Genomic DNA, 24,209 nt, shown 5'->3' with positions numbered 1-24,209 from the left:
GAACCAGCCCGCAGGCCGAGCCGACGAGAGCCGACGGCGCCCGGGACGCCGTGCTCAAGCCCGCGAGAAAGCCGTCCTCATCCACATCGTCGCCAGGATGATCGTGCAGATCCACGCCACGATCATCCCGATCCCCGGCCCGCCGCCGACGGCGCCGTTGGCGTGGGACGACTGCTGCGACCACACGGACAGCAGGCCGTCGACCGAGGCGAACCAGCCGCCGGCGGCGCAGCACCAGGCGAGCCACCAGCGGCGCGTCGCGAGGGCCAGTGCGCCGGCCAGCACGCCGACGCCGGTGGAGGTGGCGGCGAAGAGCTGGGGGATGCCGCCGCCCTGGCCCTGCAGGACCTGGTAGCCCGCGTGGTCGCCCACCCAGGGCAGGAACTGCGCGACGAGCAGCACGACGATGAACACGGCGAGGTAAAACCCGCGGCGGCCGAGTTCCACCGTGCGGGCCGCGTGGGAACCCGCCTGGTCGATCTGTTCGGTCAACTTCTCGTCGACCTCGGCCGGCGATCCTGGCTCGCTCACAGCGCACACCCACTCACCGGGGCCGGCTGGACGGCCGGGGCTCCGAAGCCCGGCAGGCCGAGCGTGACCCCGCTCGTCTTGGGCCGAAGACCGGCTTCGGCGTTGTCGCCCGCCGTGGTGCGGCGGTGCGTCAGGAGGTCGCCGTCGGCGACCAGGTGGTGGGGGGCGCCGTAGGTGATCACCGTCTCGACGACGTCGCCCGGGCGCACCGCGCGGTCCACAACGGACCCCGACGGCGTGAAGTGCACGAGCCGCCCGTCGCGGGCGCGGCCGCTCATGCGGTGCGTCTCGGCGTCCTTGCGGCCCTCGCCCGCGGCCACCAGCAACTCGACCTTGGTCCCGACCAGGTTCTTGTTCTCCACCCAGGAAATCTCGTTCTGCAGCTCGACGAGCCGGTCGTAGCGCTCCTGCACGACCTCCTTCGGCAGCTGGTCGGCCATGGTCGCGGCCGGTGTGCCGGGGCGCTTCGAGTACTGGAACGTGAAGGCGCTGGAGAACCGCGCCTCGCGCACCACGTCGAGCGTGGCCTGGAAGTCTTCCTCGGTCTCGCCCGGGAAGCCGACGATGATGTCGGTGGTGATCGCCGCGTCGGGCATCGCCGCGCGCACCTCGTCGAGGATCTTCAGGTACCGCGCGGAGCGGTACGAGCGCCGCATCTCGCGCAGCACGCGGTCCGAACCGGACTGCAGCGGCATGTGCAGCTGGTGGCAGACGTTCGGCGTCTCGGCCATCGCCTCGATCACGTCGGACGTGAACGCCGCGGGGTGCGGCGAGGTGAACCGCACGCGCTCCAGGCCGCTGATGCCGCCGGTCGCGCGCAGCAGCTTGCCGAACGCCAGCTTGTCGCCGAACTCGACACCGTAGGAGTTCACGTTCTGCCCCAGCAGCGTCACTTCCAGCACGCCCTCGGCCACGAGCGCCTCGACCTCCGCGAGGATCTCGCCCGGGCGGCGGTCGCGTTCCTTGCCCCGCAACGACGGCACGATGCAGAACGTGCAGGTGTTGTTGCACCCCACCGAAACCGACACCCAGCTCGCGTACGACGACTCGCGTCGCGCGGGCAGCGTCGAGGGAAACGTCTCGAGCGACTCGAGGATCTCGACCTCGGCCTCGGCGTTGTGCCGCGCGCGCTCCAGCAGCGTCGGCAGCGAGCCGATGTTGTGCGTCCCGAACACCACGTCGACCCACGGCGCGCGCTTCACGATCTCCCCGCGGTCCTTCTGCGCGAGGCACCCGCCGACGGCGATCTGCATGTCCGGGTTGGCCACCTTGTCGGGGCGCAGGTGGCCGAGGGTGCCGTACAGCTTGTTGTCCGCGTTCTCCCTCACGGCACAGGTGTTGAACACGACCAGGTCCGGCTTCGCCTCCGCGCTCGCGGGGACGTACCCGGCCTCCTCGAGCTGACCGGCGAGCCGTTCCGAGTCGTGCACGTTCATCTGGCAGCCGAAGGTGCGGATCTGGAAGGTCTTGCGATTCTCGGTCATTGTTCATCAGGGTAACCCCGGGCGACCTGGGTGAAGCCGCCGCCCACCTGGTTGTTCGCGGGCCCGGCCGGATCTCGCGCCCCTCGTCCGGGACGCGGTTTTTGTCGGTGCGCGCTGCGATGATGCTCTCGTGACCGCGTGGAGAGAAAGCGCATGGAGAGAACGACTGACGGCCATCGCGCGGGAGCACCTGCCCGCCGAGGCCCTCGACCCGTGGCTGGGGCTGGTGCGCCCCGCCGTGCACCTCGTCCGGGAAGGCGACGGGACGCCGGTGGGGCAGCTGGGTGGTGACCCGGCGCTGCCGGAGGACGTGCCGTGGCCGACGTCGGACGAACGGGGCCGCTCACGTTCATCGCGTCCGTCGACCTGGCGCGGTTGCCCCGCGAGCTCGACACGCTGCCCGGAGAAGGCACGCTGCTGTTCTTCTACGTCGACGGCCGGTATGACGAGGCCGACGACGTGCCCGCATTCGACGACGAACCCCAAAGCAACCAGGTGATCTTCGTCCTGGCCGGCACGCCGGTCACCGAGCGGAAGGCGCCCGTCGAGCACCTCGCGTACCCACGTCGCGACCTGTACGCCCGCCTGGTCGGGTCGGCGTCGGACGTCGGGCACGTGCTGCTGGACAGCACGACCACGCCCGACGGCCTGTCGTTGATCAAAGCGGCCCGGCCAGGGCTGTTCGGCGAGCTGGCCTGGGCCGAGACCGAGCAGACCGTCCGGCACCAGATCGGCGGTTACGGCGCCGCGATCCAGGACGCACCGGAGACCGAGATCGCCGTGGAGACGCTCGAAGGCCGGTACCGCGACCCCGCGCTGGCCGAGGAAGGGGCGCGCTGGGTGCTGCTCGCCCAGTTCGACAGCGACGACGACGTGGACATGATGTGGGGCGACGTCGGCACGATCTACTGGGCCATCCGATCCGACGATCTGGCGGCGGGGAGGTTCGAAGCGGCCCGGTTCACGATGCAGTGCACGTGACTCTGGCACGATCTGGCCCCATGAAGTGGCGGCGGAAGGCGGCGGTGTTCGCCGCGGTGCTCGTGGCGGGGCTGGCCGCCGCGTGCGGACCGAGCTTCGAAGGCCTGCACCTGCGGATCGCGGCGGGCGCCGTCGGTGGGGTCTACAACAACCTCGCGCAGCCGCTGGCCACCGCGTGGGCGGGCGACCTGGAGATCGACAAGCCGGAGGTCATGGCGACGCAGGGGTCGCGCGACAACCTCAACCGCGTGCTCGCCGGGGGCGCCGACGTCGCGTTCGTCGCCGCCGACCTCGCGGCTGAGGCCGGCGCGCAGCACCCCGGGCAGCTCTCGGCGCTGGCGCGCATCCACGACGACTACCTGCACATCGTCGTGCGCGCCGACTCGCCCTACACGTCGGTGTCGATGCTGAAGGGCGGCCGCATCGCGATCGGGTCGCCGGAGTCGGGCGTGGAGTACATCGCCAACCGGGTGCTGACCGTCGCCGGGTTGAGCAACGAGGTGAGCGTGCGGCAGCTGGGCCTCGAAGACTCCCTCAAAGCCCTCGAGAACCACCAGGTCGACGCCCTGTTCTGGTCCGGCGGCCTGCCGACGCCGCTGATCACGCAGTACACGGAGAAGGTCGGCCTGCGGCTGCTCGACATGGCCAGCCTGATGGACGGCATGCAGGAGTACAGCCCCGTCTACGGCACGGCCACCATCCCGGGCAGCACCTACAACCAGGCCGGGCCGGTCACCACCCTCGTGGTGCCCAACTTCCTCGTCGTCCCCGCGAAGATGAGCCCCGAGGTCGCCGAAGCCCTCACCCGTGGCCTCTACGACGCCCGCCCCGCCCTCGCGAGAGCCAACCGCGCGGCGCTGTCGATCGACGTCCACCCGGGCATCGAGACCGAGCCCCTGCCGCTGCACGCCGGGGCACTGAACTACTACCGGAGCCTCAAGATCTAGCGACCCGCAGGTCCAGCTCGATCCGCAGCCCGCCACCGTCGGGCAGCGAAAGGCGCATGTCGCCGCCGGAGTGGCGGACGATCTCGCGCACGATCGCCAGGCCCAGGCCCGAACCGGGCACGTTCTGGTGCGCGCTGCTGCGCCAGAAGCGGTCCACAGCGCGTTCCAGCTCGTCCTCGCGCAGGCCGGGGCCGTGGTCGCGGACGGCGAGGGTGACGACGCCGTCCCCGTCGCGCGCGGCCGAGACGTGCACGGAGGTGCCCGCGCCGGTGAACTTCAGGGCGTTGTCGATCAGCGCGTCGAGGATCACCTCGAGCCCGCGCGGCGGCAGCAGCACGCGGGCGCCGTCGACGTCGGTGTCGGTTTCCAGGGCGACGTCACGCGCGGCGCCCACCACGCTCCAGTCGGTGACGCGGTCGGCCACCACCGCGCCGAGGTCTTCGGCCACGAGCTCGCCACCCGCCGACTCGGCGCGGGCCATCGACAGCAGCTCGTCGAGGATCTGGTTGAGCCGGCTCGCGTCCACGCGCGCGGCGTCGAGGTCGGCGGCCGCGGTCTCGTCGTCCACGTGTCCTTCGAGGTTGCCCAGCCGCAGCTTCAACGCCGTGAGCGGGTTGCGCAGCTGGTGCGACGCGTCGGCGACGAACGCACGCTGCGCCGCCAGCGCCTCCGACACGCTCGCCGCCATGCGGTCGAACGAGCGCCCCAGCTTGCGCAGCTCCGGCGGCCCGCCGCTCTCCCCCACCGGCTCGGCCTCGCGGCCGCTGACCACGGCCGCCACCAGCGCGCCCGTGGCCTCGTCGAGCCGGCGCACGGGCCGCAGCGTCCAGCGCACCACCGGGATCGCGACGAGCAGCGCCAGCCCGAACGCGATCACCGCGCCCGCGGCGAGCACCAGCCACTGCCACAGCAGCCGCGTGCGCACGTGGTCGGTCGAGGACTCCGTGATGACGACTCCGCGCACCTCGCCGTCGATGAGGATCGGCTCGGCCAGCACCAACGGCGCCGTCGACCACGGCATGAGCAGCGGGCCCGGTTCCGGGTGGCGCCCGGCGAGTGCCTCGTTGACCGGTGCCGCGATGGCCGTGCGGTCGATGCGCGCCGCGTCGGTGCCGCCGAGCGAGCTGAGCACCGCGACGCCGTCCTGGTTCACCACCACGACCTTCACGCCGTACACCTCGGTGTAGCGGCGCAGCTCCGGTTCCAGCAGCGGGGGGCGGTTGTCGATCAGCGGCCGCTGCGCGAGCGAGGCGAACCGCGCGGTGTCCGTCAACCGGTCGAGGAAGAGGTTCTGCTGAAGGCTGTTGGCCATCGTCAGCGCCAGGGGGATGCCGAGCCCGAACACGAGCAGCGCGACGAGCGTGACCACGATCCCCTGGAGGCGGACGCGCACCGCTCAGCCCCGCCCGCCGCCGAGGCGGTACCCGACGCCGCGGACGGTCTCGATCAGCGCGGGGCGCCCCAGCTTCGTGCGCAGCGTGGCCACGTGCACGTCGAGCGACCGGCTCTCCGCCGCCCCGCGGTGCCCCCACACCTCGGTGAGCACGTGCTCGCGCGAGCACACCGAACCACGCGCACCCGCGACGAGCGCGAGCACCTGGAACTCCTTGCGGGACAAGGCAATCGGCTCGCCGGCCACGAGCACCTCGTGGCGTGCGAGGTCGATGGTCACGTCGCCGACCTCGATCTTCGGCACGTGCCCGTCGGTGCGTTCGCCGCGGCGGCGCCGCACGGCTTCGACGCGCGCCAGCAGCTCCTCGACGTCGTAGGGCTTCACGAGGTAGTCGTCGGCGCCGGCGCGCAGGCCCTGCACGCGGTCGTCCACCTCGCCCCGCGCCGACACCACGATCACGGCGACGTCGCTGACGGCCCGGATCCGGCGGCACAGCACCACGCCGTCGATGTCGGGCAGCCCGAGGTCGAGCAGCACCACGTCCACGTCGTGCACGCGATCCAGCACGCCGGCGCCCGACGGCAGCCGTTGCATCTCCAGACCACGCCGCGTCAGCGCGGGCACGAGGGCGCCCGCGACCCGGTCGTCGTCCTCAACCAGCAGCACCCGCACCGCTCGCCTCCCCCGGTGATCCCGCCCACGGTAGCGGGGAACTCCAAGGGGCACCCATCCGCAACCACGACAGGACACGTTCAATCACCGTCGGTGACCCCATCGGGCAGTGTGAGGTGAATCCGATGGCCGTCCGCGGCTAGGCTGAGCAGCAGCGAAGGGCGCCGAGCTGCTCGGGAGGCCCCGAAAGCCGATACGTTTTTGAAACCCTAAGTATTGCTCAAGCCGCCTTTACAAAGGGTCCGACCGGAGTAGGTTTCCGCCATCGACGGGGACCCGGTCCCCCGGATCCCGGTGGTGAAGGAGCTCTGGAGGCCAGATGACCGCGGAGGTGGCGGCGCCGATGATCGAGGCGACCGCCGTGAACAAGTTCTTCGGCGACCTGCACGTGCTGAAGGAGATCACCCTCGAGGTGCCCCGCGGCCAGGTCGTGGTGGTGCTCGGGCCGTCGGGTTCGGGCAAGTCGACGCTGTGCCGCGCCATCAACCGGCTGGAGCCGATCAACTCGGGCGAGATCGCCGTGGACGGCGTGCCGCTGCCCGCCGAGGGAAAGGCGCTCGCGGCACTGCGCGCGGACGTCGGCATGGTCTTCCAGTCGTTCAACCTGTTCGCGCACAAAACGATCCTCGAGAACGTGATGCTCGCGCCGGTGAAGGTCCGCAAGGCCTCCTCGGCCGACGCGCGCAAGACCGCGATGGAACTGCTCGACCGCGTCGGCATCGCGAACCAGGCGGAAAAGTACCCCGCCCAGCTCTCGGGCGGACAGCAGCAACGCGTCGCCATCGCCCGGGCACTCGCGATGCGCCCCAAGGTGATGCTGTTCGACGAGCCGACCTCGGCACTGGACCCGGAAATGGTCCAGGAGGTGCTCGACGTGATGACCGGCCTCGCCAAGGACGGCATGACCATGCTCGTCGTCACCCACGAAATGGGCTTCGCCCGCCGGGCAGCCGATCGGGTGATCTTCATGTCCGACGGCGAGATCGTCGAGGACACGACGCCGGACGAGTTCTTCACCAAGCCGAAGAGCGACCGGGCGAAGGACTTCCTCGGCAAGATCCTGACGCACTGAGCACGACCCAGTTTCCCTCGGCACCCCTGCCGTACCCGGTGGCTTCCGACGAGCCATCCGACGACAGATACAGGAGAAGTCAATGAGGATCCGCACCCTCGCGGTGGGCCTGCTCGCCGGCGGCCTGCTGCTCACGGCCTGCGGCAAGGAAGGCACGCCCGCGAGCCCCGGTGGCGAAGCCAGCGGCGCGAATACGGCGGCCCTGCCGACCTACACCGTGGCGCAGAACGTCGACCTGGCCGGCTCGCCGGTCTTCACGAAGATCAAGTCGGCCGGGACGGTCACCGTCGGCGTCAAGGACGACCAGCCGGGCCTCGGCCAGAAGGACCCGACGACGGGCAAGTTCGAGGGCTTCGACATCGAGATCGCCCGGATGGTGGCGGCCGGTCTCGGCATCGCCCCGGACAAGATCAAGTTCACCACGGTCGACTCGGCCGCGCGTGAGCAGGCCATCGCCAACGGCCAGGTCGACTACTACGTCGGCACCTACACGATCACCGACAAGCGCAAGCAGCTGGTCTCCTTCGCCGGGCCGTACTTCCAGGCCGGCCAGGACCTGCTGGTGCGCGCGGACGACAACTCGATCACCGGGCCGGAAACGCTGAAGGGCAAGAAGGTCTGCTCCGTGACCGGGTCGACCCCGATCCAGCGCGTGCGCGACCAGGGCCTGACCGAGCCGGGCAACATCGTCGAGTTCCAGAAGTACTCGCAGTGCGTGGACAAGCTGCTGACCAAGGAGGTCGACGCCGTCACCACGGACGACGCGATCCTCAAGGGCTACGCCTCGCAGGACAAGGACAACCTGAAGGTCGTCGGCAAGCCGTTCTCGCAGGAGCCCTACGGCATCGGCCTGAACAAGGACGACAAGGTGCTGCGCACGAAGATGGACGACCTCCTGCAGGCCAGCCTCGACGACGGCACCTGGCAGAAGATCTACGACGCCACCCTCGGCCAGTCCGGCGCGACCGCGACGAAGCCGACCATCCAGCGCTACTGATGTGACTCCACGGCCGGTGGACGGGAATCCCGTCCACCGGCCGTTCCACGAAATCTTCCGGCCCACGGACGCGGGGAAGGCTCCATGGACGTCCTGCTCGACAATCTGGACCTCTACGGTCCGTTCTTCCTGCGCACGATCGAACTGTTCCTCATCTCGGCCGTCGGCAGCCTCGTGTTCGGCACGATCCTGGCGATGCTGCGGGTGAGCCCGGTTCCGGTGTTCCGCGCGATCGGCACGGTCTACGTCACCATCGTGCGCAACACGCCGCTCACGCTGGTGTTCGCGTTCTTCGTGTTCGCCTACCCGCTGCTCGACATCGTCCGGATCGACTACTTCACGGCCGCGGTCGTGGCGCTGACGGTCTACACCTCGGCGTTCATCTGCGAGGTCGTGCGCTCGGGCATCAACACCGTGCCGGTCGGCCAGGCCGAGGCCGGTCGCGCGCTTGGCCTCACCTTCGGCCAGATCCTCGGCCAGGTCGTGCTGCCGCAAGCGCTGCGGTCCGTGGTCCCGCCCCTGATCAGCACCCTCATCGCGCTGCTCAAGAACAGCACGATCGCCGGCGGGTTCTCCGTCGCCGAGGCCGGCGCGATCCGCCAGTACATCTCCGAGCGCGGCGACGACCAGCTGATCGCCCTCCTGTGGGTGGCGCTCGGGTTCATCATCCTCGTCGCCGTGCTGTCGTTCCTGCAGCGCAGCCTGGAGAAGCGCTGGAGCGTGGCCCGATGAGCAGCGTCCTGTTCGACCTTCCCGGCCCCAAGTCGCGGGTGCGGCACCGGGTCTACGCCGTGATCGGCGTCCTCGTGATCGTCGCGCTGATCGCGTTCGTCGTGTACAGCTTCGCCCAGAGCGGTCAGTTCGCGCCGCAGAAGTGGGCTTGGCTCGAGTACTCGCAGGTGCAGTCGGACCTCGCCGACGCCGTGGTCGCCACGCTGGAGGCCTTCGCGCTCGGTGCGGTGTTCGCACTGATCTTCGGCGCCGTCTTCGCCGCCGGGCGGCTGTCCGAGCACACGTGGGTCCGCGGGATCTCGGCGTTCATCGTGGAGTTCTTCCGCGCGATCCCGCTGCTGATCCTGATGTTCCTCTTCTACTACGGCCTGCCGACGCTCGGCATCGACACCTCGCCGCTGTTCGCCGTGGTGCTGGGCCTGACGCTGTACAACGGTTCCGTGCTCGCGGAGATCTTCCGCGCCGGCATCAACGCCCTGCCCAAGGGCCAGTCCGAAGCGGCGTACGCGCTGGGCATGCGCAAGACGCAGGTCATGTTCACGGTGCTGCTGCCGCAGGCGATCCGGGCGATGCTGCCGACGATCATCAGCCAGCTCGTGGTGCTGCTGAAGGACACCGCGCTCGGGTTCCTCGTGACGTACCCCGAACTGCTGTACTACGCGCGCTACATCGGCTCGCAGGGTGCGTTCGGGCGGCCGATCGTGCCCTCGACCATCGTGGCGGCCGGCATCTACATCGTGATGTGCCTGCTGCTGACACTGCTCGCGACGTGGGTCGAAAAGCGCAACCGGCGGAGCAAGAAGCACATCGAACCCGTCGACAACAAGGCGGAACAGGTCATGCTCGGCAACGCCATGGGCCAGCCCGGGCCGTTCGTCCGCTGACGGGCGCTTTCGGAAAGGCCCTCGCCCAGCTGGGCGGGGGCCTTTTTCGTGCGCTGCTCCGGATGCACCTGTCGAAGTGCCGGGCCGCGGATTAGCGTCGAAGGGCAGCCGCCGCCCGGCAGGAGCCCGCTCGTGTCCGAACCTTCCGAACCGGCCGAGACCGACGCCGTGCTCGCGGCCGTCGGTCCCCTGGCCGGCCGCTGGGTCCTGGTGGTGGGCAGCGGCACCGGTGTGCACACCCGGCTGGTCCGCTCGGCCGGCGCTTCCCGCGTGGTCGGCGTCGATGCGGACCGCGCGTTGATCGCGTCGGCCCAGCGTCAGGAGGAACGCGACCCGCTGGGCATCTCCTACGAGGTGCACGAGCCGCTGAAGCTGCCGGTGATCGGTGACTTCGACGTGGTGATCGCCTTGGGTGTCACGGGTCCGCCCGACCCGCTGGTCTCCCGTCTGGCGGCGAACTTGCGCAGCGGCGGGTTGCTCGTTCTTTCGCGGTTCGAGGGCAGTTCTTCGTCGTGGGAAGCGGCTCTCTCGGACGCCGGTCTGGAGGTCGGCGGGCCGTCTCCGATGCTGACCGCGCGCCGTCCCTAGTTGTGATGTCCATGGACGTTGTCCCAAGGACAGCCCGGCGCGCACCGGTTCCAGCCGTCCGAGTCCGTCGTGGAAAACGGCGCCGCCGGTCAGCTCCGCGAGGGTCTGGGTCGGGGTCGCGAGCCAGTCGGCGCGGGAGATCGGCGGCAGCGGCACGAAGCCGAGGTACGCCCCGAAGAAGCGATCGACGTCGGCGATCTCGACCGCGTGCCGGACGGGGCCGTCCGTGGGCACCATGCGGGTTGTCGGATCGCCTTCGTTGTCGGCGAAGTTCGCGGAGTGGCCGAGGAACTCGCGCGGCAACTCGTGGGAGAGCAGTTCGTCGAGCCCGTCCGGCTCGGTGACGAAGACTTGCAGGCGGGGACCCCAGTCGTGGTCGGTGGAGCGTTCGGTGTCGAAGCCGAGGACATCGGAGCCCCGCCCGAGGAGTGCGGCGGAGTAGGTGACGCCGCGCCGTTCGAGGATCGGGCGCACGGCTTCGTCGTGGAAGCGGCGGGCGAGGTCGAGGCCGGGCAGGAAGTCCACAGCGGCGAGTGTGTCGCGTGCGACGGCCGGGCGGCGAGGGGTTTCAGCGGCGGACTCGACGTCCGGCCTGCCAGACGGCACGGATGCGGCCCTCCAGGTCGGTGACGTCGACCTCGGACCCCTGCAGCGGCACCAGATCCGCCCGCAGCCCCGGCGCGATCCGGCCGCGGTCGTCGAGGCGCAGCAGGCGGGCGGCTTCGCTCGTGGCGGCGCGCAGGGCGCCGGCGGCACCGAGGCCCGCCGTGGCGACCAGGCGTAGCTCGGTCAGTAAATCGACATGGGGCCGCGGCGCGAGGTCCGAGCCGGCGGCGATCGGGACGCCGGCTTCGCGCGCCAGGGCCAGCGAGCGGCGATGTGACTCGCGGTGTTCCGCGGGGATGGGTGCGAGCGTGGGGACATACCAGCAGCCACGTGCCACCATCGCGGACACCGAGTGTTCGTCGAGGAACACGCCGTGTTCGATGCTGCGCACGCCGGCGCGCGCGGCGGCTGCGGCGGCTTCGGCGGTGTGGGCGTGGGCCATCACATCGCGGCCGGCGCGGCGGGCCTCGTCGGTGACGGCGCCGAGCTCGTCGTCGGTCGGACGGATGTCCCGGCGCTCGCCGAGGTGGGCGAGAGCACCGCTCGCGCCGAGCTTGACCCAGTCGGCGCCCGCGCGCACCATCCGCCGCACGGCCGCACGGCCGCGCGGGCCTGGCCCGGGCCGTCGAACACGGCATCGGGCAGGGCGGGGTCGGCGAGGCGATCGAAGCGGCCGGTGTCCGCGTCCCACCAGTCGCCGAGTCCACCCGTGGGCGAGAGCTGGCGCAGGCTGACGAGCAGGTCGGGGCCGGTGATCCAGCCCTCGGCGAGGGCGTGTTTGAACCCGGCGTCGGCACCCCAGGCGTCGCGGACGGTCGTGATGCCTCTCGCCGACAAGCGGCTGAGTGTGGCGACGGCTTCGAGGATCCTCGCGCTGCGAGAAAGTCCTTCGCCGCCGGGGAAAGCGACGTGGACGTGGCAGTCGATCAGGCCGGGAAGGAGCAGTCCGCCGTTGCCATCCAACGGATCCGGACCGTCCACATCAGACCCCACCGCAGTGATTCGCCGATCCTCGACGAGCACGTTCGCAGCTTCGGTGGCACCGGAATCGGGGTGGAAAACCCGGACGTTTTTGATGAGCACGCCACTGACCTTAACGAATCATCAAGAGAATCCGAACCATTTTCGGAAGATCCACATCTTGCCTGGTCACGCGCTTTTTTCAGGCAGGACGTGCATTTCCGACGATTCGCTGCAATACTCGAGCCAAGCCGTTGATCATGAACGGCGACTGGGGAGAACTGGTGAGAACTGAAAAGAACTGGGGAAAGAGTGAAGTACATGAGTGAAATCCGTGCGCCCAAACGCGCCCGCATCACGGCCGTCGTCGCCGCTTTCGCCGCGGCGAGCCTGGCCACCGCCACCTTCGCGACGGCGCCGGCCTCCGCCGCTCCGGATTCGGCGAGCGTGCTGGCGTCGTGCAAGAGCCGCAGCTCGGGCTTCCTGATGAAGTGGGGCCCGGTCTCGAAGGAATGCTCCTACACCAGCCCGGCCGGCGGCTGGAGCGGCAAGCTGCGCATCACCTGGAACGTGCAGGCGAGCACGAACCAGACGGCATGCGTCCAGGCCCGCATGGGCAAGGCCCGCAACCCCGACCCGTGGCAGTCCGTGAGCTGCGGCACCATGGGCACGGGCACCATCAAGTGGCCGGCCAACACGGCGTCCAACGTGGAGGTTCGCGTGCAGGCCCGCAACAGCCCGGTCGCGAACGTCACGTACTCGATCTGACCGGCGTGCGGCGGGACTCGGTGCTCAGGCGCCGAGTTCCACCGCGGCCGGCACGCCGGCGAACGCACTGCGCCTCCGCCACGGCATTGAAGGCGCAGGCGCAGTTCGTCACCTACGGAAAAGTTTGTTTCCCAGCCACACGATCGGATCGTACTTTCGATCGGCAACCCGTTCCTTCATCGGAATCAGCGCGTTGTCGGTGATGTGGATGCCTTCCGGGCACACCTCACTGCAGCACTTCGTGATGTTGCAGTACCCGAGCCCGTGCTCCTCCTGCGCGGCATCCCGGCGATCGGCCACGTCCAGCGGGTGCATTTCCAGCTCCGCGATCCGCATCAGGTACCGCGGACCGGCGAAGGACTCCTTGTTCTCCTCGTGGTCGCGCACCACGTGGCAGGTGTTCTGGCACAGGAAGCACTCGATGCACTTGCGGAACTCCTGCGAGCGCTCGACGTCGACCTGCTTCATGCGGTACTCGCCCGGCTTCAGGTCCGCGGGCGGGGTGAACGACCGGATCTCGCGGGCCTTCGTGTAGTTGAAGGACACGTCGGTGACGAGGTCGCGGATCACGGGGAACGTGCGCATCGGCGTGACCGTGATGACCTCGTCCTCGGTGAAGGTGGACATGCGCGTCATGCACATCAGGCGCGGCTTGCCGTTGACCTCGGCCGAGCAGGAGCCGCACTTGCCCGCTTTGCAGTTCCAGCGCACGGCGAGGTCCGAGGCCTGCGTGGCCTGCAGGCGGTGGATGATGTCGAGGACGACCTCACCCTCGTTGACCTCGACCTTGAAGTCCTGCAGCTCGCCGCCGGTCTCGTCGCCGCGCCACACCCGGAAACTGGCTTTGTAGCTCACGCGTTCCTCCCGGAGTGGTGCTCCAGCTCGGAGTCGGTGAAGTACTTGCCGAGCTCGTCGAGCTCGAACAGCTCGAGCAGGTCCTCCCGGAGCGGGATCTGCTCCTTCTCCACGACGTCGACATCCGGTACCACGGGATTGTCCCCCGCCTTGGCCGAGCACACCAGGAGTTTGTGCCGCCAGTCGGCGTCCATGCTGGGGTAGTCGTCGCGCGTGTGGCCGCCGCGGCTTTCGGTGCGCAGCAGCGCGGCCTGGGCGACGCATTCACTGACCAGCAGCATGTTGCGCAGGTCCACGGCGAGGTGCCAGCCGGGGTTGAACTGCCGGTGGCCCTCCACGGTCACCTGCGCCATCCGCTGCCGGATCTCGCCGAGCTTCTCGAGTGCCTGCCGGATCTCGTCGGCCTTGCGGATGATGCCCACGAGGTCGTTCATCGACTGCTGCAGCTCCGTGTGCAGCGTGTACGGGTTCTCCGCCACGCCCTGGGCCGGCGGGTCGAAGGGCGCCAGCGCCATCTTCGCCGCGGCGTCCACATCGGACTCGGCGACGGCGGGCCGCGAGTCGCCCAGCCCATCCACATAGGACGCGGCGCCCAGGCCCGCGCGGCGGCCGAACACCAGCAGATCGGACAGCGAGTTGCCGCCGAGCCGGTTGGAGCCGTGCATGCCGCCGGAGCACTCCCCCGCCGCGAACAGGCCGGGCACGCTCGCCGCGCCCGTGTCGGGGTCGACCTCGATGCCGCCCATCACGTAGTGGCAGGTCGGGCCGACCTCCATGGCCTCCTTGGTGATGTCGACGTCGGCCAGTTCCTTGAACTGGTGGTACATCGACGGCAGCCGGCGCCGGATCTCCTCGGCGGGTAGGCGGCTCGCGATGTCGAGGTACACGCCGCCGTGCGGCGAGCCGCGGCCGTCCTTGACCTCGGAGTTGATGGCGCGCGCCACCTCGTCGCGCGGCAGCAGATCGGGCGTGCGGCGGTTGTTGTCCGCGTCGGCGTACCAGCGGTCGGCCTCGTCCTCGCTGTCCGCGTACTGGCCCTTGAACACGTCGGGCACGTACTCGAACATGAAGCGCTTGTCCTCGGAGTTCTTGAGCACACCGCCGTCACCACGAACGCCCTCGGTGACGAGGATGCCCTTCACACTCGGCGGCCACACCATGCCCGTCGGGTGGAACTGCACGAACTCCATGTTGATCAGCTTCGCGCCCGCGCGCAGGGCCAGCGCGTGGCCGTCGCCCGTGTACTCCCACGAGTTCGACGTGACCTTGAACGACTTGCCGATGCCGCCCGTCGCGAGCACCACGGCGGGCGCGTCGAACAGGATGAACCGCCCGCTCTCGCGCCAGTAGCCGAACGCGCCGGCGATCTTTCCCTCCGACAGCAGCAGTTCCGTGACGGTACACTCGGCGAAGACCTTGATCCGTGCCTCGTAGTCGCCGTACTCCGCGAAGTCTTCCTGTTGCAGCGAAACGATCTTCTGCTGCATCGTGCGGATCAGCTCGAGCCCCGTGCGGTCGCCGACGTGCGCGAGCCGCGGGTAGGTGTGGCCGCCGAAGTTGCGCTGGCTGATGCGGCCGTCGGCCGTGCGGTCGAACAGCGCGCCGTAGGTTTCCAGCTCCCACACGCGGTCGGGGGCTTCCTTGGCGTGCAGTTCGGCCATGCGCCAGTTGTTGAGGAACTTGCCGCCGCGCATGGTGTCGCGGAAGTGCACCTGCCAGTTGTCGTTCGGGTTCGCGTTGCCCATCGACGCCGCGCAGCCGCCTTCGGCCATCACGGTGTGGGCCTTGCCGAACAGGGACTTGCACACCACCGCGACGCTGAAACCGCGTTCGCGGGCCTCGATCACCGCGCGCAGACCGGCGCCTCCGGCACCGATCACCACCACGTCGTAGCTGTGCCGTTCGACCTCGGTCATGAAAAGAGCCACCTCGCCAGCTGGGACGCCGTTGTCTTGAAGTACTGCCGGAGATGAGGGTGCCGACGCTAGCCGACGAAACGCAGATCCGCGATGGCACCGCTCGCCACGAGCATCACGTAGAGGTCGGTCAGCACGAGCGTGCCGAGCGTGGTCCACGCGAGGGCCATGTGCCGGGTGTTGAGCTTCGAGACCTGCGTCCACACCCAGTAGCGCACCGGGTGTTTCGAGAAGTGCTTCAGCCTGCCGCCGGTGACGTGCCGGCACGAGTGGCAGGAGAGCGTGTACGCCCAGAGCAGCACCACGTTCACGACGATGATGATGTTGCCCAGCCCGAACCCGAACCCGCTGGGGCTCTGGAACGCGACCACGGCGTCGTAGGTGTTGACGAGCGAGACGATCACCGCGACGTAGAAGAAGTAGCGGTGCACGTTCTGGATGATCAGCGGCAGTTTCGTCTCGCCGCTGTACTTCGCGTGCGGCTCGGCCACCGCGCAGGCGGGGGGCGAGAACCAGACCGAGCGGTAGTACGCCTTGCGGTAGTAGTAGCAGGTCAGGCGGAAGCCGAGCAGGAACGGCAGCACCAGCGCCCCGAGCGGGATCCAGCTCGGGAAGTCGCCGAACCAGTGCCCGAAGTGGCTCGAGCCTTCGACGCAGGACGTGGAGACGCAGGGCGAGTAGAACGGCGTCAGGTAGTGGTAGTCGGGCACCCAGTACGCAGTGCGCACGAAGGCCCGAACGGTCGCGTAGACGATGAACGTGGCCAGCCCCAGCACCGTGAGCAGGGGTTGCAGCCACCACCGGTCGGTGCGCAACGTCCGGTCGGCCAACAGCGCCCGCCCCGGAGAGCGGACGCCGGTGGCGGCCCGGCTGACGTCGTTGTCAGCGGGGGCGCTCACCGCTGGTCGCGCTTGTAGCCGCCAACACCCTCGTCGTCGGCGCCGTGCCAGAGCGCCGGATCGTAGGGGGTGTCCGGGACGGGCACGCGGTCCACGGGTTTCGCCTGCGCCGGCACGGCCTGCGGGTGGCCGTCCAGCTCCGCGGTGTCGATGTCGAGGCGCTCGACATCGTTGGCCAGCCGGCGCACGGCGGACGCGTCGCCGTACCGAGAGCGCAGGGCGCCCACGCACTGCCGCAACTGGCCGATGGTGCGCCGCAGTTCGGCGAGCTCTGTGGTGGACATCGGGAGCCTCCCTGTTCGGTGGGGCTGACAGGAGCCGGGGTGACGATCAGTTCGTCACGGATGACTCTGCCTCGCGTTGTGCTATGTGACAAGTAGCACATTCCACAGCGTATGGCCTGTTGACCATGGGAGTCGAGCCCTGGGAAGCGGTGTCGTGACGAGCGGGCCGCCGGTGCGCGGTGAGAGGCCTGGTCAGGGGAAAGACGACGGGTCGGAAGCGCGAGGCGAACCCGTGGGTCCTTCAGCAGGTACCCAGCGTCGTGAAGACCCGGCGTCGAGCCGTCTTCGTGGCCGAGGAAATCGGTGTCAGAGCGGTATCAGCCCCGTGTCAGGCACCCCCGCCACAGTGGTTCGCAACGAGCCACCACGAAAGGAAATCCCATGAGCCACACGGTGTCCGTCCCGCAGGGGTTGCCCATGGAGCGCGACGCGGGGCCCTTCGATCCACCCCGGGACATCTCGCGGTTGCGCGACGCGCGACCGGTGAGCCCGATGCTCTTCCCGGACGGGCACGAGGGGTGGCTGGTCACCGGGTACGACGAGGTGCGGCAGCTGCTGGCCGACACGCGATTCAGTTCGCGGCAGGACCTCGGGGTGATGCACGTGCCCTACGAGACGCCCGGGATGCCGGTCGCCACGGAGCCGTCGCCGCAGGTGCCCGGGTTGTTCATCGCGATGGATCCACCGGATCACACGCGGCTGCGGCGGAAGCTGACGGGGGCGTTCACGGTGAGGCGGATGAAGCAGCTGGAGGACCACATCGCCGAGGTGGTGGAGCGGCAGCTGGACGCGATGGCCCAGCAGGGACCGACCGTGGACCTCGTCAAGGAGTTCGCGTTGCCGGTGCCCTCGCTGGTGATCTGCGAGCTGCTGGGCGTGCCGTACGAGGACCGGGCCGAGTTCCAGGCCAACTCGGCGAAGTTCCTGGTCAAGGAGCAGGAACTGGAAGAGAAGATGGCGGCCTACGGTGCGCTCACCACGTACCTGGGCGGCCTGGTCGCGGGCAAGCGCGCGGAGCCGGGCGAAGACATCCTCTCGGACCTCGCGCGCCAGGACGACCTCAGCATCGAGGAGCTCACCGGCATCGCGTTCCTGCTGCTGCTCGCCGGGCACGAGACGACGGCGAACATGCTGGCGCTCGGCACGTTCGCGCTGCTGGAGCACCCGGACCAGCTGGCCGAGCTGCGCGCCGACCCGGAGCTGCTGCCCGGGGCCGTCGAGGAGCTGATGCGGTACCTGTCCGTGGTGGACATCAACTTCCGCTACGCCACCGAGGACCTCGAGCTCGGCGGCGAGACGATCCCGGCGGGCTCGACCGTCGTGGTCTCCACGCTGGCCGCCAACCGCGACCCGCGGAAGTTCGAGAACGCCGACGCCCTCGACATCCGCCGCGGCGCGCGGGGGCAGCTGGGGTTCGGCCACGGGGTGCACCAGTGCCTCGGCCAGCAGCTCGCCCGCATCGAGATGCGCGCCGGGTTCGCGGCGCTGTTCCGCCGGTTCCCGACGCTCGAGCTGGCCGTCCCCGCCGGCGAGGTGCCGCTGCGCACGGACATGAACATCTACGGAGTCCACTCGCTGCCCGTCACCTGGACGACGTGAACTTTTTCTGAATCGATTTTGATAACCCGGCCCACACCGGCTACCGTGGTGGCCGTCACGTTCCCGAGACGCCAGAGCTGCCGTCCAGCGGACCCCCCACCACAGCAGGGAGCCGGCCATGGGCAGCACACATCCGGTCGTCGCCGAGGTCACCGCCCGCGTCGCGGCGCGCAGTGCGCGGACGCGGGCGGCGCACCTCGCGCGCAGCGCCGCGGCGCACGAAGAGGGCCCGGTGCGCCGCGGCCTCGCGTGCAGCAACCTCGCACACGGGTTCGCCGCCATGGACGGCGTGGACAAGGCGGCGCTGCGCGAACTGCGGGCGCCCGGGGTCGCGATCGTGTCGTCGTACAACGATCTGCTCTCGGCGCACCAGCCGATGCAGGAGTACCCGGCGTGGCTCAAGAAGTCCGTGCGCGCGGCGGGCGGCGTCGCGCAGTTCGCGGGCGGCGTGCCCGCGATGTGCGACGGCATCACGCAGGGCCGGGCGGGCATGGAGCTCTCGCTGTTCAGCCGCGAGGTGATCGCGATGGCGACGGCGATCGCGCTGTCCCACGACCTGTTCGACGCCTCCCTGCTGCTGGGCGTGTGCGACAAGATCGTGCCCGGCCTGCTGATCGGCGCCCTGTCGTTCGGGCACCTGCCGGCGATCCTGGTGCCGGCCGGGCCGATGAACTCCGGCTTGCCCAACAAGGAAAAAGCCCGAGTGCGCCAGCTCTACGCCGAGGGCCGCGCCACGCGCGAGGATCTGCTGGACGCCGAGGCGGCGTCGTACCACTCGGCGGGCACGTGCACGTTCTACGGCACCGCCAACTCGAACCAGATGGTCGTGGAGGTGATGGGCCTGCACCTGCCGGGTGCGAGCTTCGTGCCGCCGAACACGCCGCTGCGCCAGGCGCTGACCGAAGAGGCCGGCCGGCGCGTCGTCGAGCTGTCGCGTGGGGCCGAGTACACGCCGATTTCCCGGGTGCTGGACGAAAAAGCGTTCGTGAACGGCATCGTCGCGCTGCTCGCCACGGGCGGTTCGACCAACCACACGATGCACCTCGTCGCGATCGCCGCGGCGGCGGGCATCCAGCTGACCTGGGACGACTTCTCGGACCTCTCGGCCGTCGTGCCGCTGCTGGCGCGCGTGTACCCGAACGGCAGCGCGGACATCAACCACTTCCACGCCGCCGGCGGCATCCAGTTCCTCGTCGGCACGCTGCTCGACGCCGGGTTGCTGCACGAGGACGTGCACACCGTCGCCGGGTTCGGGCTGCGCCGCTACACGCAGGAGCCGATCCTGTCCGACGGCGAGCTGGTGTGGCGTGACGTGCCCACGCGCAGCCTCGACGAAGACGTGCTGCGGCCGGTCTGGCGGCCGTTCGCGCCGGACGGCGGGCTGCGCATGGTGGCCGGCAACCTGGGCCGGGCCGTGACGAAGGTGTCGGCGGTGGCGCCGGAGCACCGCGTGGTGCAGGCGCCGGCGCGGGTGTTCACGTCGCAGGAAGCGTTCAAGATCGCGTTCGAGGCCGGTGAGCTCGACCGGGACGTCGTGGTGGTGCTGCGTCAGCAGGGCCCGCAGGCCAACGGGATGCCGGAGCTGCACGGCCTCACGCCGGCGCTCGGGGTGCTGATGGACCGCGGGTTCCAGGTCGCGCTGCTCACCGACGGACGCATGTCGGGCGCGTCGGGCAAGATCCCCGCGGCCATCCAGGTCACGCCGGAAGCCGCGGTCGGCGGGCCGATCGCGCGGATCCACGACGGTGACGTCGTGCGCTTCGACGCCCGCACCGGCACGCTCGACGTGCTGGTCGACGCCGACGAGTTCGCGCGCCGCGAGCTGCTCGACGCGCCGACGGGCGAGCCCGAGGGCACCGGCCGGGAGCTGTTCGGCGCGCTGCGGCGCGCGGTCGGTCCCGCGGACCAGGGCGCGAGCGTCTTCACGGCCGAGCTGGACCTGCTCCGCGCCACGTCCGCCGGGCGGGGCACACTCGAAGCCGCAGTGAACACTTCGCACACCTTGGAGGTCGGTCAGTGACCACGGGCTCGGACCTGCTCGCCCTGTCCCCCGTCATGCCCGTCGTCGTGATCGACGACGTCGACGACGCCGTGCCCACCGCGCGCGCGTTGCTCGCCGGCGGAATCGGGGTGATCGAGCTGACGCTGCGCACGCCGGTCGCACTGGCCGCCATCGAGCGCGTGGCCGAACAGGTGCCCGGCATCGTCGTGGGCGCGGGCACCGTCACGTCGCCGGCGCAGGCCGCGCAGGCCGCCGACATGGGCGCGAAGTTCCTGGTCACGCCGGGGTGCACCGACGCGATCCTGGACGCCTGCTTCGCCACGAACCTGCCCTTCCTGCCCGGCGCGGCGACAGTGTCCGAAGCCATGCGGCTGGCCGAACGCGGTCTGACGGCGCTGAAGTTCTTCCCGGCGGAGGCCAGCGGCGGCGCGGCTTTCCTGAAGTCGCTCGGCGGCCCGCTGCCCGACCTGCGGTTCTGCCCGACTGGCGGGATCACGGTGGACTCGGCGCCGACGTACCTGGCACTGCCGAACGTCGGCTGCATCGGCGGTTCGTGGCTGACGCCCGCGAAGCTGTTGGCGGCCAAGGACTTCGCGACGGTGGAGAAGCTGGCCGCGGAGGCCGCCGCGCTGGGAGCCTGACCGGGGGCGCATGCGCGCCGCGCCCGCCGGTGTCAGACTCCGCCGATGGAGCTTCGGCAGCTGGAGTACTTCGTCGCCGTGATCGATCACGGCGGCTTCGGTCGCGCGGCGCGCGCGCTCGGGCTGCCGCAGCCCTCGGTTTCCGACGCCGTGCGGGCGCTCGAGCACGAGCTGGGCGGCGAACTGCTGCACCGGCTCGGCCGCGGCGTCGTCACGACTGCGGCCGGTGAAGCCCTGCTGGGTCCCGCCCGCCGCGCGTTGCGTGACCGCGCGGCCGCCCGTTCCGTGGTCGAGGACCTCGCCGGGCTGTCCGGTGGACGGTTGGAGATCGTCGCGTGGTCCGGCATGGCCAGCCATCCGCTGGCCGGGTTCATCGCCACCTACCGGCGCCGGTTTCCGCAGGTCACGGTGGAGATCGCGCAGCTCGGTGACCTCGAGGACCCGGCTGGGCTGCTCGCGGACGGCCGCTATGAGATCGCCATGGCGTACCTGCCCGTGGACACCACGGCGGTGACGGTGCACGGGCTCGGCCGCCACTGGATGTACGTGGTGTTCCCGCCCGGCGACCACGAGGACCTGCCGGATCCGCTGCCCTCGAGCCTGCTCGACGGCATGCCCATGGTCACCGTCCCCGCCGCCAGCACGATGCGGCTGCGGGTGGAGCAGTCGTTCGCCGCCAGCGGTGCCAGGTGGCGTGAAGCGGCCGTGACCGGGCACCGCGAAGCGCTCGTGCCGATGGTGCTGGCCGGCCTCGGCGCGTCGGTGGTGTCCGATCACCGCGCCCGCCGCGCCGCGCAGCTCGGGCTCACCGTCCGCAAGCTGGACCCGCCCATCACGCGCGACTACGCGCTCCTGCACCGGCGCGACGGGCTTTCGCCGGCGGGTCGCGCGTTCGTGGACCTCGTGCTCGAACCTGGTGGTGAGTGATGGAAGCCCGGCAGCTGAAGGTGTTCCTCGCGGTGGTTGAGCACGGCGGCGTGACGAAGGCCGCGGAGGCGCTTTACGTTTCGCAGCCCGCCGTTTCGCAGACGTTGCGCGCGTTCGAAGCGCAGCTGGGCGTCGCCCTGTTCCACCGCACGACGCGCGGCCTCGACCTCACCGCCGAGGGCGCGGCCCTCGTCGAACCGGCACGCCGGCTCGTCGGCGATCTGGCGGACGCGGACGAGGCCGTGCGCGCGGTCGTCCAGCTGCGGACCGGTCGGCTGGACATCGTCGCGGACGCGGCGCACACGCTCGACCCGCTGACGCGGATCGCGGGACGGCTGCACGAGCGGCACCCGGGAATCGTGATCAACGTGCGTGTGCCCGACGACGGCCCCGACCTCGTCGACTCCGTGCGGCGCGGGGTGTGCGAGCTGGGTATCGTCGGACTGCCGGTCGCCGCCGCGCACCTGCGGGTGGAGCCGATCGGGTCGCGCGAGCTGCTGCTGTTCGAACCTCCCGGAGAGGATCGGGGCCGGGCGGTGGCGCTGGCCGAGCTGACGGAGCCGCTTCTCTTGCCGCCGCAAGGGTTGCCGGACCGCGCGGCGATCGAAGAAGCGTTCGCGGTGGTCGGCGCACGGCCCGCCGTCGCGGTCGAGTGCGGCAACGTCGAGGCGATGGCCAACATGGTCCTGGCGGGTGCCGGGTCGACGTTTTTCCCGCGGTCGATGGCGTCGAGCTGGCGGCGGCTCGGCGGCCGGGTGTGCGCAACGGTGCCCGCTGTCGTGCGGGAGACGGCGCTGCTCTCACGGCCTGGTTCCCTGTCGCCGGCAGCGCGCGCGTTCGTGGCCGCGGCGACCGAATGATCCACTGTGGACGAGAATCACCGGGAAGGTGGTCATGACCTGGACGGATAAGCGAACCCGATCGGTGCGACCGACGCTCGGTCTTGGACTCCGCGGACCTTTCGACATTCCATGAGGTGACCGTCCGGCCAGGACGGCACCTGGAGCGCTGGGAGTGTCGATGACGACAACCGATCGCCGGGCCGTGGACGTCTCGTCCCTGGCGGGAACCGGGCGGAGAGCGAGCCGCCGCGCCTGGTTCATCGCCGTGATGCTCGTGGTCCTGATGCTGGTCAACTGGGCCGACAAGTCGGTGCTCGGGCTGGCCGCGGTGCCGATCTCGAAGGAGTTCGGCCTGAGCGCGACGCAGTACGGGTTCATCTCCAGCAGTTTCTTCTTCCTGTTCAGCCTTTCTTCCGTGGTGGTCGGGATCCTCGCGCTGCGCGTCCGCGCTCGGTGGATCCTCGCGGCGATCGCCGTGCTGTGGGCGGTGTGCCAGCTGCCGATCGTGCTGGGCCTCGGCGTGGTGGGGCTGACGGCGGGCCGGATCGCGCTCGGCGCGTTCGAGGGCCCGACGTCGTCACTCGTCGTCCACACCGTGCACGACTGGTTCCCACCGATGCGCCGCGGCATGCCGACGGCCCTCACGCAGATCGGCGGCGGCCTCGGCCTCGCGGTTGCGGCGCCGACGCTGACGTTCCTCATCGTGCACTTCGGCTGGCGCTCGGCGTTCCTCGCGCTGGCGATCGTCGGGGTTCTGTGGGCGATCGGGTGGAGCCTGACCTCGCGGGAGGGGCCGCACGCGGCCGTCGCGCCAAAGCGTTCCGAAAGCGCTTCGGTGGAGACCGAGCGGGTGCCGGTGTGGCGGATCATGGTCAAACGCACGTGGTGGGGCACCGCGACGCTCAACTTCACCGCGTACTGGACGCTCACCCTCATCTCGGCCTGGCTGCCGGCGTTCCTCGAAAAGGATCTCGGCTACACCGTCACGGCCGCGGGTTCGCTGCTGGTGATCCCACCGCTCGTCGGGGTCGCGTCGCAACTGGGCGTCACGATGCTGAGCGACCGGCTCGTGCGCCGAGGGGTCGCGCCCCGGATCGCCCGCGGTGTGCCGCTCGCCGGCGTCGGGGTCGTTTCCGGGGTGTGCGTGGCGCTGTTCCCGGTGGCGAGCACGCCGTGGGTGACGGTGGCGCTGCTGACGATCGGGCTCGGCCTGCCGTGGGCCGCGTTCCCGCTGGGCCAGGTCGCCGCGGCGGAGATCTCGCCGCCCCGCCAGCGCGCGGCGGTGCTCGGCTGGGCGGTCGGCATCGCGACGAGTGCCGGGCTGCTGGCGCCGACGTTGACCGGCGTGCTGATCGACTCCGCACCGACGCGGCACCAGGGCTTCACGCTGGCGTGGGTCTTGGCTGGTGGGTTGATGATCGTGGGTGGCCTGGTGGCCGCGTTGACGATCGATCCGCGGCGCGATGCGCGGGCGGCGGCTGCCTGACGCCTCCGGCTGTTGCAGTCAACCGCCGCTGGAAGAACTTTGCCGACAAATGCACTCGGCAAGCCGCCATCGCCACCTGGCTCACCGACAGACACCGCACAGCCGCAGCCTCGTTCTGCCTCACTGACAAACCGCGTGGCCAA

The 24,209-nt window shown here is 70.2% G+C and carries 25 protein-coding genes; 16 read left to right on the top strand and 9 right to left on the bottom strand.

Translation table 11 applies throughout. The annotated features are described in order from the left end of the window. Nucleotides 1–54 precede the first annotated feature (54 nt). Together ACWEOE_RS12595 and miaB are read right to left on the bottom strand one after the other, a co-directional pair. On the bottom strand, nt 55–531 hold the full coding sequence (locus ACWEOE_RS12595) for an Rv2732c family membrane protein (RefSeq protein ID WP_452007596.1): 477 nt from the start codon (nt 529–531) through the stop codon (nt 55–57). Then, complete coding sequence (gene miaB / locus ACWEOE_RS12590) at nt 528–2,015, bottom strand: tRNA (N6-isopentenyl adenosine(37)-C2)-methylthiotransferase MiaB (RefSeq protein ID WP_452007594.1); 1,488 nt, start codon at nt 2,013–2,015, stop codon at nt 528–530. Before miaB ends, ACWEOE_RS12595 begins: the two co-directional genes overlap by 4 nt. A 315-nt stretch (nt 2,016–2,330) precedes the next feature. Here miaB and ACWEOE_RS12585 point away from each other — a divergent pair, with 315 nt between their 5' ends. Next, nucleotides 2,331–2,996: a DUF1963 domain-containing protein gene (locus ACWEOE_RS12585; RefSeq protein WP_452007592.1), complete on the top strand. Its 666-nt coding sequence runs from the start codon at nt 2,331–2,333 to the stop codon at nt 2,994–2,996. Between the two features lie 20 nt (nt 2,997–3,016). Continuing rightward, entirely contained in the window at nt 3,017–3,943 is a 927-nt protein-coding gene (locus tag ACWEOE_RS12580; RefSeq protein WP_452007590.1) for a TAXI family TRAP transporter solute-binding subunit, read from the top strand. Here the strand turns inward: ACWEOE_RS12580 and ACWEOE_RS12575 are convergent. Both ACWEOE_RS12575 and ACWEOE_RS12570 read right to left on the bottom strand, forming a co-directional pair. Continuing rightward, a complete protein-coding gene (locus ACWEOE_RS12575) occupies nt 3,933–5,336 on the bottom strand; it encodes a sensor histidine kinase (protein ID WP_452007588.1) in 1,404 nt (467 codons plus the stop codon). The two genes, ACWEOE_RS12580 and ACWEOE_RS12575, sit on opposite strands and share 11 nt — an antisense overlap. Before the next feature lie 3 nt (nt 5,337–5,339). Continuing rightward, nucleotides 5,340–6,008 carry a response regulator transcription factor gene (locus ACWEOE_RS12570; RefSeq protein ID WP_452007586.1) on the bottom strand — a complete coding sequence of 223 codons (669 nt, stop codon included), beginning with the start codon at nt 6,006–6,008 and terminating at the stop codon, nt 5,340–5,342. 343 nt (nt 6,009–6,351) lie between these two features. On the opposite strand from ACWEOE_RS12570, the gene ACWEOE_RS12565 reads away from it, so the two are divergent. The 6 genes from ACWEOE_RS12565 to ACWEOE_RS12540 all read left to right on the top strand — a co-directional run bounded on the left by ACWEOE_RS12565 (nt 6,352) and on the right by ACWEOE_RS12540 (nt 10,911). Then, nucleotides 6,352–7,080 carry an amino acid ABC transporter ATP-binding protein gene (locus ACWEOE_RS12565; protein WP_452007698.1) on the top strand — a complete coding sequence of 243 codons (729 nt, stop codon included), beginning with the start codon at nt 6,352–6,354 and terminating at the stop codon, nt 7,078–7,080. Nucleotides 7,081–7,162: 82 nt separating this feature from the next. Further along, the gene (locus ACWEOE_RS12560; RefSeq protein WP_452007584.1) at nt 7,163–8,077 is read left to right on the top strand and encodes a glutamate ABC transporter substrate-binding protein; all 915 of its coding nucleotides are present in this window, start codon (nt 7,163–7,165) and stop codon (nt 8,075–8,077) included. A gap of 84 nt (nt 8,078–8,161) precedes the next feature. Beyond that, a complete protein-coding gene (locus tag ACWEOE_RS12555; RefSeq protein ID WP_452007582.1) occupies nt 8,162–8,809 on the top strand; it encodes an amino acid ABC transporter permease in 648 nt (215 codons plus the stop codon). Further along, nucleotides 8,806–9,693, top strand: a complete 888-nt coding sequence (locus tag ACWEOE_RS12550) for an amino acid ABC transporter permease (RefSeq protein ID WP_452007580.1) — start codon at nt 8,806–8,808, stop codon at nt 9,691–9,693. Before ACWEOE_RS12555 ends, ACWEOE_RS12550 begins: the two co-directional genes overlap by 4 nt. 132 nt (nt 9,694–9,825) lie before the next feature. After that, complete coding sequence (locus ACWEOE_RS12545; RefSeq protein WP_452007578.1) at nt 9,826–10,281, top strand: class I SAM-dependent DNA methyltransferase; 456 nt, start codon at nt 9,826–9,828, stop codon at nt 10,279–10,281. A gap of 69 nt (nt 10,282–10,350) precedes the next feature. Continuing rightward, on the top strand, nt 10,351–10,911 hold the full coding sequence (locus ACWEOE_RS12540; protein WP_452007576.1) for a hypothetical protein: 561 nt from the start codon (nt 10,351–10,353) through the stop codon (nt 10,909–10,911). Here the strand turns inward: ACWEOE_RS12540 and ACWEOE_RS12535 are convergent. Next, nucleotides 10,850–11,470: an amidohydrolase family protein gene (locus ACWEOE_RS12535; RefSeq protein ID WP_452007696.1), complete on the bottom strand. Its 621-nt coding sequence runs from the start codon at nt 11,468–11,470 to the stop codon at nt 10,850–10,852. The two genes, ACWEOE_RS12540 and ACWEOE_RS12535, sit on opposite strands and share 62 nt — an antisense overlap. 326 nt (nt 11,471–11,796) lie before the next feature. On the opposite strand from ACWEOE_RS12535, the gene ACWEOE_RS12530 reads away from it, so the two are divergent. Beyond that, the gene (locus ACWEOE_RS12530; RefSeq protein WP_452007574.1) at nt 11,797–12,105 is read left to right on the top strand and encodes a hypothetical protein; all 309 of its coding nucleotides are present in this window, start codon (nt 11,797–11,799) and stop codon (nt 12,103–12,105) included. 63 nt (nt 12,106–12,168) lie between these two features. Then, nucleotides 12,169–12,615, top strand: a complete 447-nt coding sequence (locus ACWEOE_RS12525; RefSeq protein WP_452007572.1) for a hypothetical protein — start codon at nt 12,169–12,171, stop codon at nt 12,613–12,615. Nucleotides 12,616–12,723: 108 nt separating this feature from the next. Here ACWEOE_RS12525 and ACWEOE_RS12520 read toward each other — a convergent pair whose 3' ends face one another. The 4 genes from ACWEOE_RS12520 to ACWEOE_RS12505 form a co-directional block, all read right to left on the bottom strand. Then, nucleotides 12,724–13,470 (bottom strand): succinate dehydrogenase/fumarate reductase iron-sulfur subunit, encoded by a 747-nt coding sequence (locus ACWEOE_RS12520; RefSeq protein WP_452007570.1) that lies wholly within the window; start codon nt 13,468–13,470, stop codon nt 12,724–12,726. Next, complete coding sequence (locus tag ACWEOE_RS12515) at nt 13,467–15,386, bottom strand: fumarate reductase/succinate dehydrogenase flavoprotein subunit (protein WP_452007568.1); 1,920 nt, start codon at nt 15,384–15,386, stop codon at nt 13,467–13,469. Before ACWEOE_RS12515 ends, ACWEOE_RS12520 begins: the two co-directional genes overlap by 4 nt. A 68-nt stretch (nt 15,387–15,454) precedes the next feature. Further along, nucleotides 15,455–16,285, bottom strand: coding sequence for a hypothetical protein (locus ACWEOE_RS12510; RefSeq protein WP_452007566.1), 831 nt, complete (start codon nt 16,283–16,285; stop codon nt 15,455–15,457). Further along, nucleotides 16,282–16,569, bottom strand: a complete 288-nt coding sequence (locus tag ACWEOE_RS12505) for a hypothetical protein (protein WP_364057189.1) — start codon at nt 16,567–16,569, stop codon at nt 16,282–16,284. Before ACWEOE_RS12505 ends, ACWEOE_RS12510 begins: the two co-directional genes overlap by 4 nt. A gap of 381 nt (nt 16,570–16,950) precedes the next feature. Between ACWEOE_RS12505 and ACWEOE_RS12500 the strand changes: the two genes are divergently transcribed. From ACWEOE_RS12500 to ACWEOE_RS12475, 6 genes are all read left to right on the top strand, one after another. Further along, nucleotides 16,951–18,168 carry a cytochrome P450 gene (locus ACWEOE_RS12500; protein ID WP_452007564.1) on the top strand — a complete coding sequence of 406 codons (1,218 nt, stop codon included), beginning with the start codon at nt 16,951–16,953 and terminating at the stop codon, nt 18,166–18,168. Nucleotides 18,169–18,286: 118 nt separating this feature from the next. After that, on the top strand, nt 18,287–20,188 hold the full coding sequence (edd, locus tag ACWEOE_RS12495) for a phosphogluconate dehydratase (protein ID WP_452007562.1): 1,902 nt from the start codon (nt 18,287–18,289) through the stop codon (nt 20,186–20,188). Next, nucleotides 20,185–20,811 (top strand): bifunctional 4-hydroxy-2-oxoglutarate aldolase/2-dehydro-3-deoxy-phosphogluconate aldolase, encoded by a 627-nt coding sequence (gene eda / locus ACWEOE_RS12490; protein WP_452007560.1) that lies wholly within the window; start codon nt 20,185–20,187, stop codon nt 20,809–20,811. The genes edd and eda overlap by 4 nt, the downstream gene beginning before the upstream one ends. 45 nt (nt 20,812–20,856) lie before the next feature. Next, the gene (locus tag ACWEOE_RS12485; protein ID WP_452007558.1) at nt 20,857–21,738 is read left to right on the top strand and encodes a LysR family transcriptional regulator; all 882 of its coding nucleotides are present in this window, start codon (nt 20,857–20,859) and stop codon (nt 21,736–21,738) included. Beyond that, nucleotides 21,738–22,598 (top strand): LysR family transcriptional regulator, encoded by an 861-nt coding sequence (locus ACWEOE_RS12480; RefSeq protein WP_452007556.1) that lies wholly within the window; start codon nt 21,738–21,740, stop codon nt 22,596–22,598. The genes ACWEOE_RS12485 and ACWEOE_RS12480 overlap by 1 nt, the downstream gene beginning before the upstream one ends. 160 nt (nt 22,599–22,758) lie before the next feature. Further along, on the top strand, nt 22,759–24,066 hold the full coding sequence (locus tag ACWEOE_RS12475) for an MFS transporter (RefSeq protein WP_452007554.1): 1,308 nt from the start codon (nt 22,759–22,761) through the stop codon (nt 24,064–24,066). The last annotated feature ends 143 nt before the right edge of the window (nt 24,067–24,209 follow it).

It is taken from the genome of Amycolatopsis sp. NPDC004368, assembly GCF_053602515.1.
The sequence above is the reverse complement of the archived record's forward strand: the minus strand, read 5'-3'. Positions and strand labels throughout refer to the sequence as shown.

Bases quoted from the DNA above. Each gene is read 5' to 3' on its own strand.
- miaB (WP_452007594.1), bottom strand. From the start codon at position 2,015: ATGACCGAGAATCGCAAGACCTTCCAGATCCGCACCTTCGGCTGCCAG.
- ACWEOE_RS12580 (WP_452007590.1), top strand. From the start codon at position 3,017: ATGAAGTGGCGGCGGAAGGCGGCGGTGTTCGCCGCGGTGCTCGTGGCG.
- ACWEOE_RS12565 (WP_452007698.1), top strand. From the start codon at position 6,352: ATGATCGAGGCGACCGCCGTGAACAAGTTCTTCGGCGACCTGCACGTG.
- ACWEOE_RS12560 (WP_452007584.1), top strand. From the start codon at position 7,163: ATGAGGATCCGCACCCTCGCGGTGGGCCTGCTCGCCGGCGGCCTGCTG.
- ACWEOE_RS12555 (WP_452007582.1), top strand. From the start codon at position 8,162: ATGGACGTCCTGCTCGACAATCTGGACCTCTACGGTCCGTTCTTCCTG.
- ACWEOE_RS12550 (WP_452007580.1), top strand. From the start codon at position 8,806: ATGAGCAGCGTCCTGTTCGACCTTCCCGGCCCCAAGTCGCGGGTGCGG.
- ACWEOE_RS12535 (WP_452007696.1), bottom strand. From the start codon at position 11,470: ATGGTGCGCGCGGGCGCCGACTGGGTCAAGCTCGGCGCGAGCGGTGCT.
- ACWEOE_RS12525 (WP_452007572.1), top strand. From the start codon at position 12,169: ATGAGTGAAATCCGTGCGCCCAAACGCGCCCGCATCACGGCCGTCGTC.
- ACWEOE_RS12515 (WP_452007568.1), bottom strand. From the start codon at position 15,386: ATGACCGAGGTCGAACGGCACAGCTACGACGTGGTGGTGATCGGTGCC.
- ACWEOE_RS12505 (WP_364057189.1), bottom strand. From the start codon at position 16,569: ATGTCCACCACAGAGCTCGCCGAACTGCGGCGCACCATCGGCCAGTTG.
- ACWEOE_RS12500 (WP_452007564.1), top strand. From the start codon at position 16,951: ATGAGCCACACGGTGTCCGTCCCGCAGGGGTTGCCCATGGAGCGCGAC.
- edd (WP_452007562.1), top strand. From the start codon at position 18,287: ATGGGCAGCACACATCCGGTCGTCGCCGAGGTCACCGCCCGCGTCGCG.
- ACWEOE_RS12485 (WP_452007558.1), top strand. From the start codon at position 20,857: ATGGAGCTTCGGCAGCTGGAGTACTTCGTCGCCGTGATCGATCACGGC.
- ACWEOE_RS12480 (WP_452007556.1), top strand. From the start codon at position 21,738: ATGGAAGCCCGGCAGCTGAAGGTGTTCCTCGCGGTGGTTGAGCACGGC.
- ACWEOE_RS12475 (WP_452007554.1), top strand. From the start codon at position 22,759: ATGACGACAACCGATCGCCGGGCCGTGGACGTCTCGTCCCTGGCGGGA.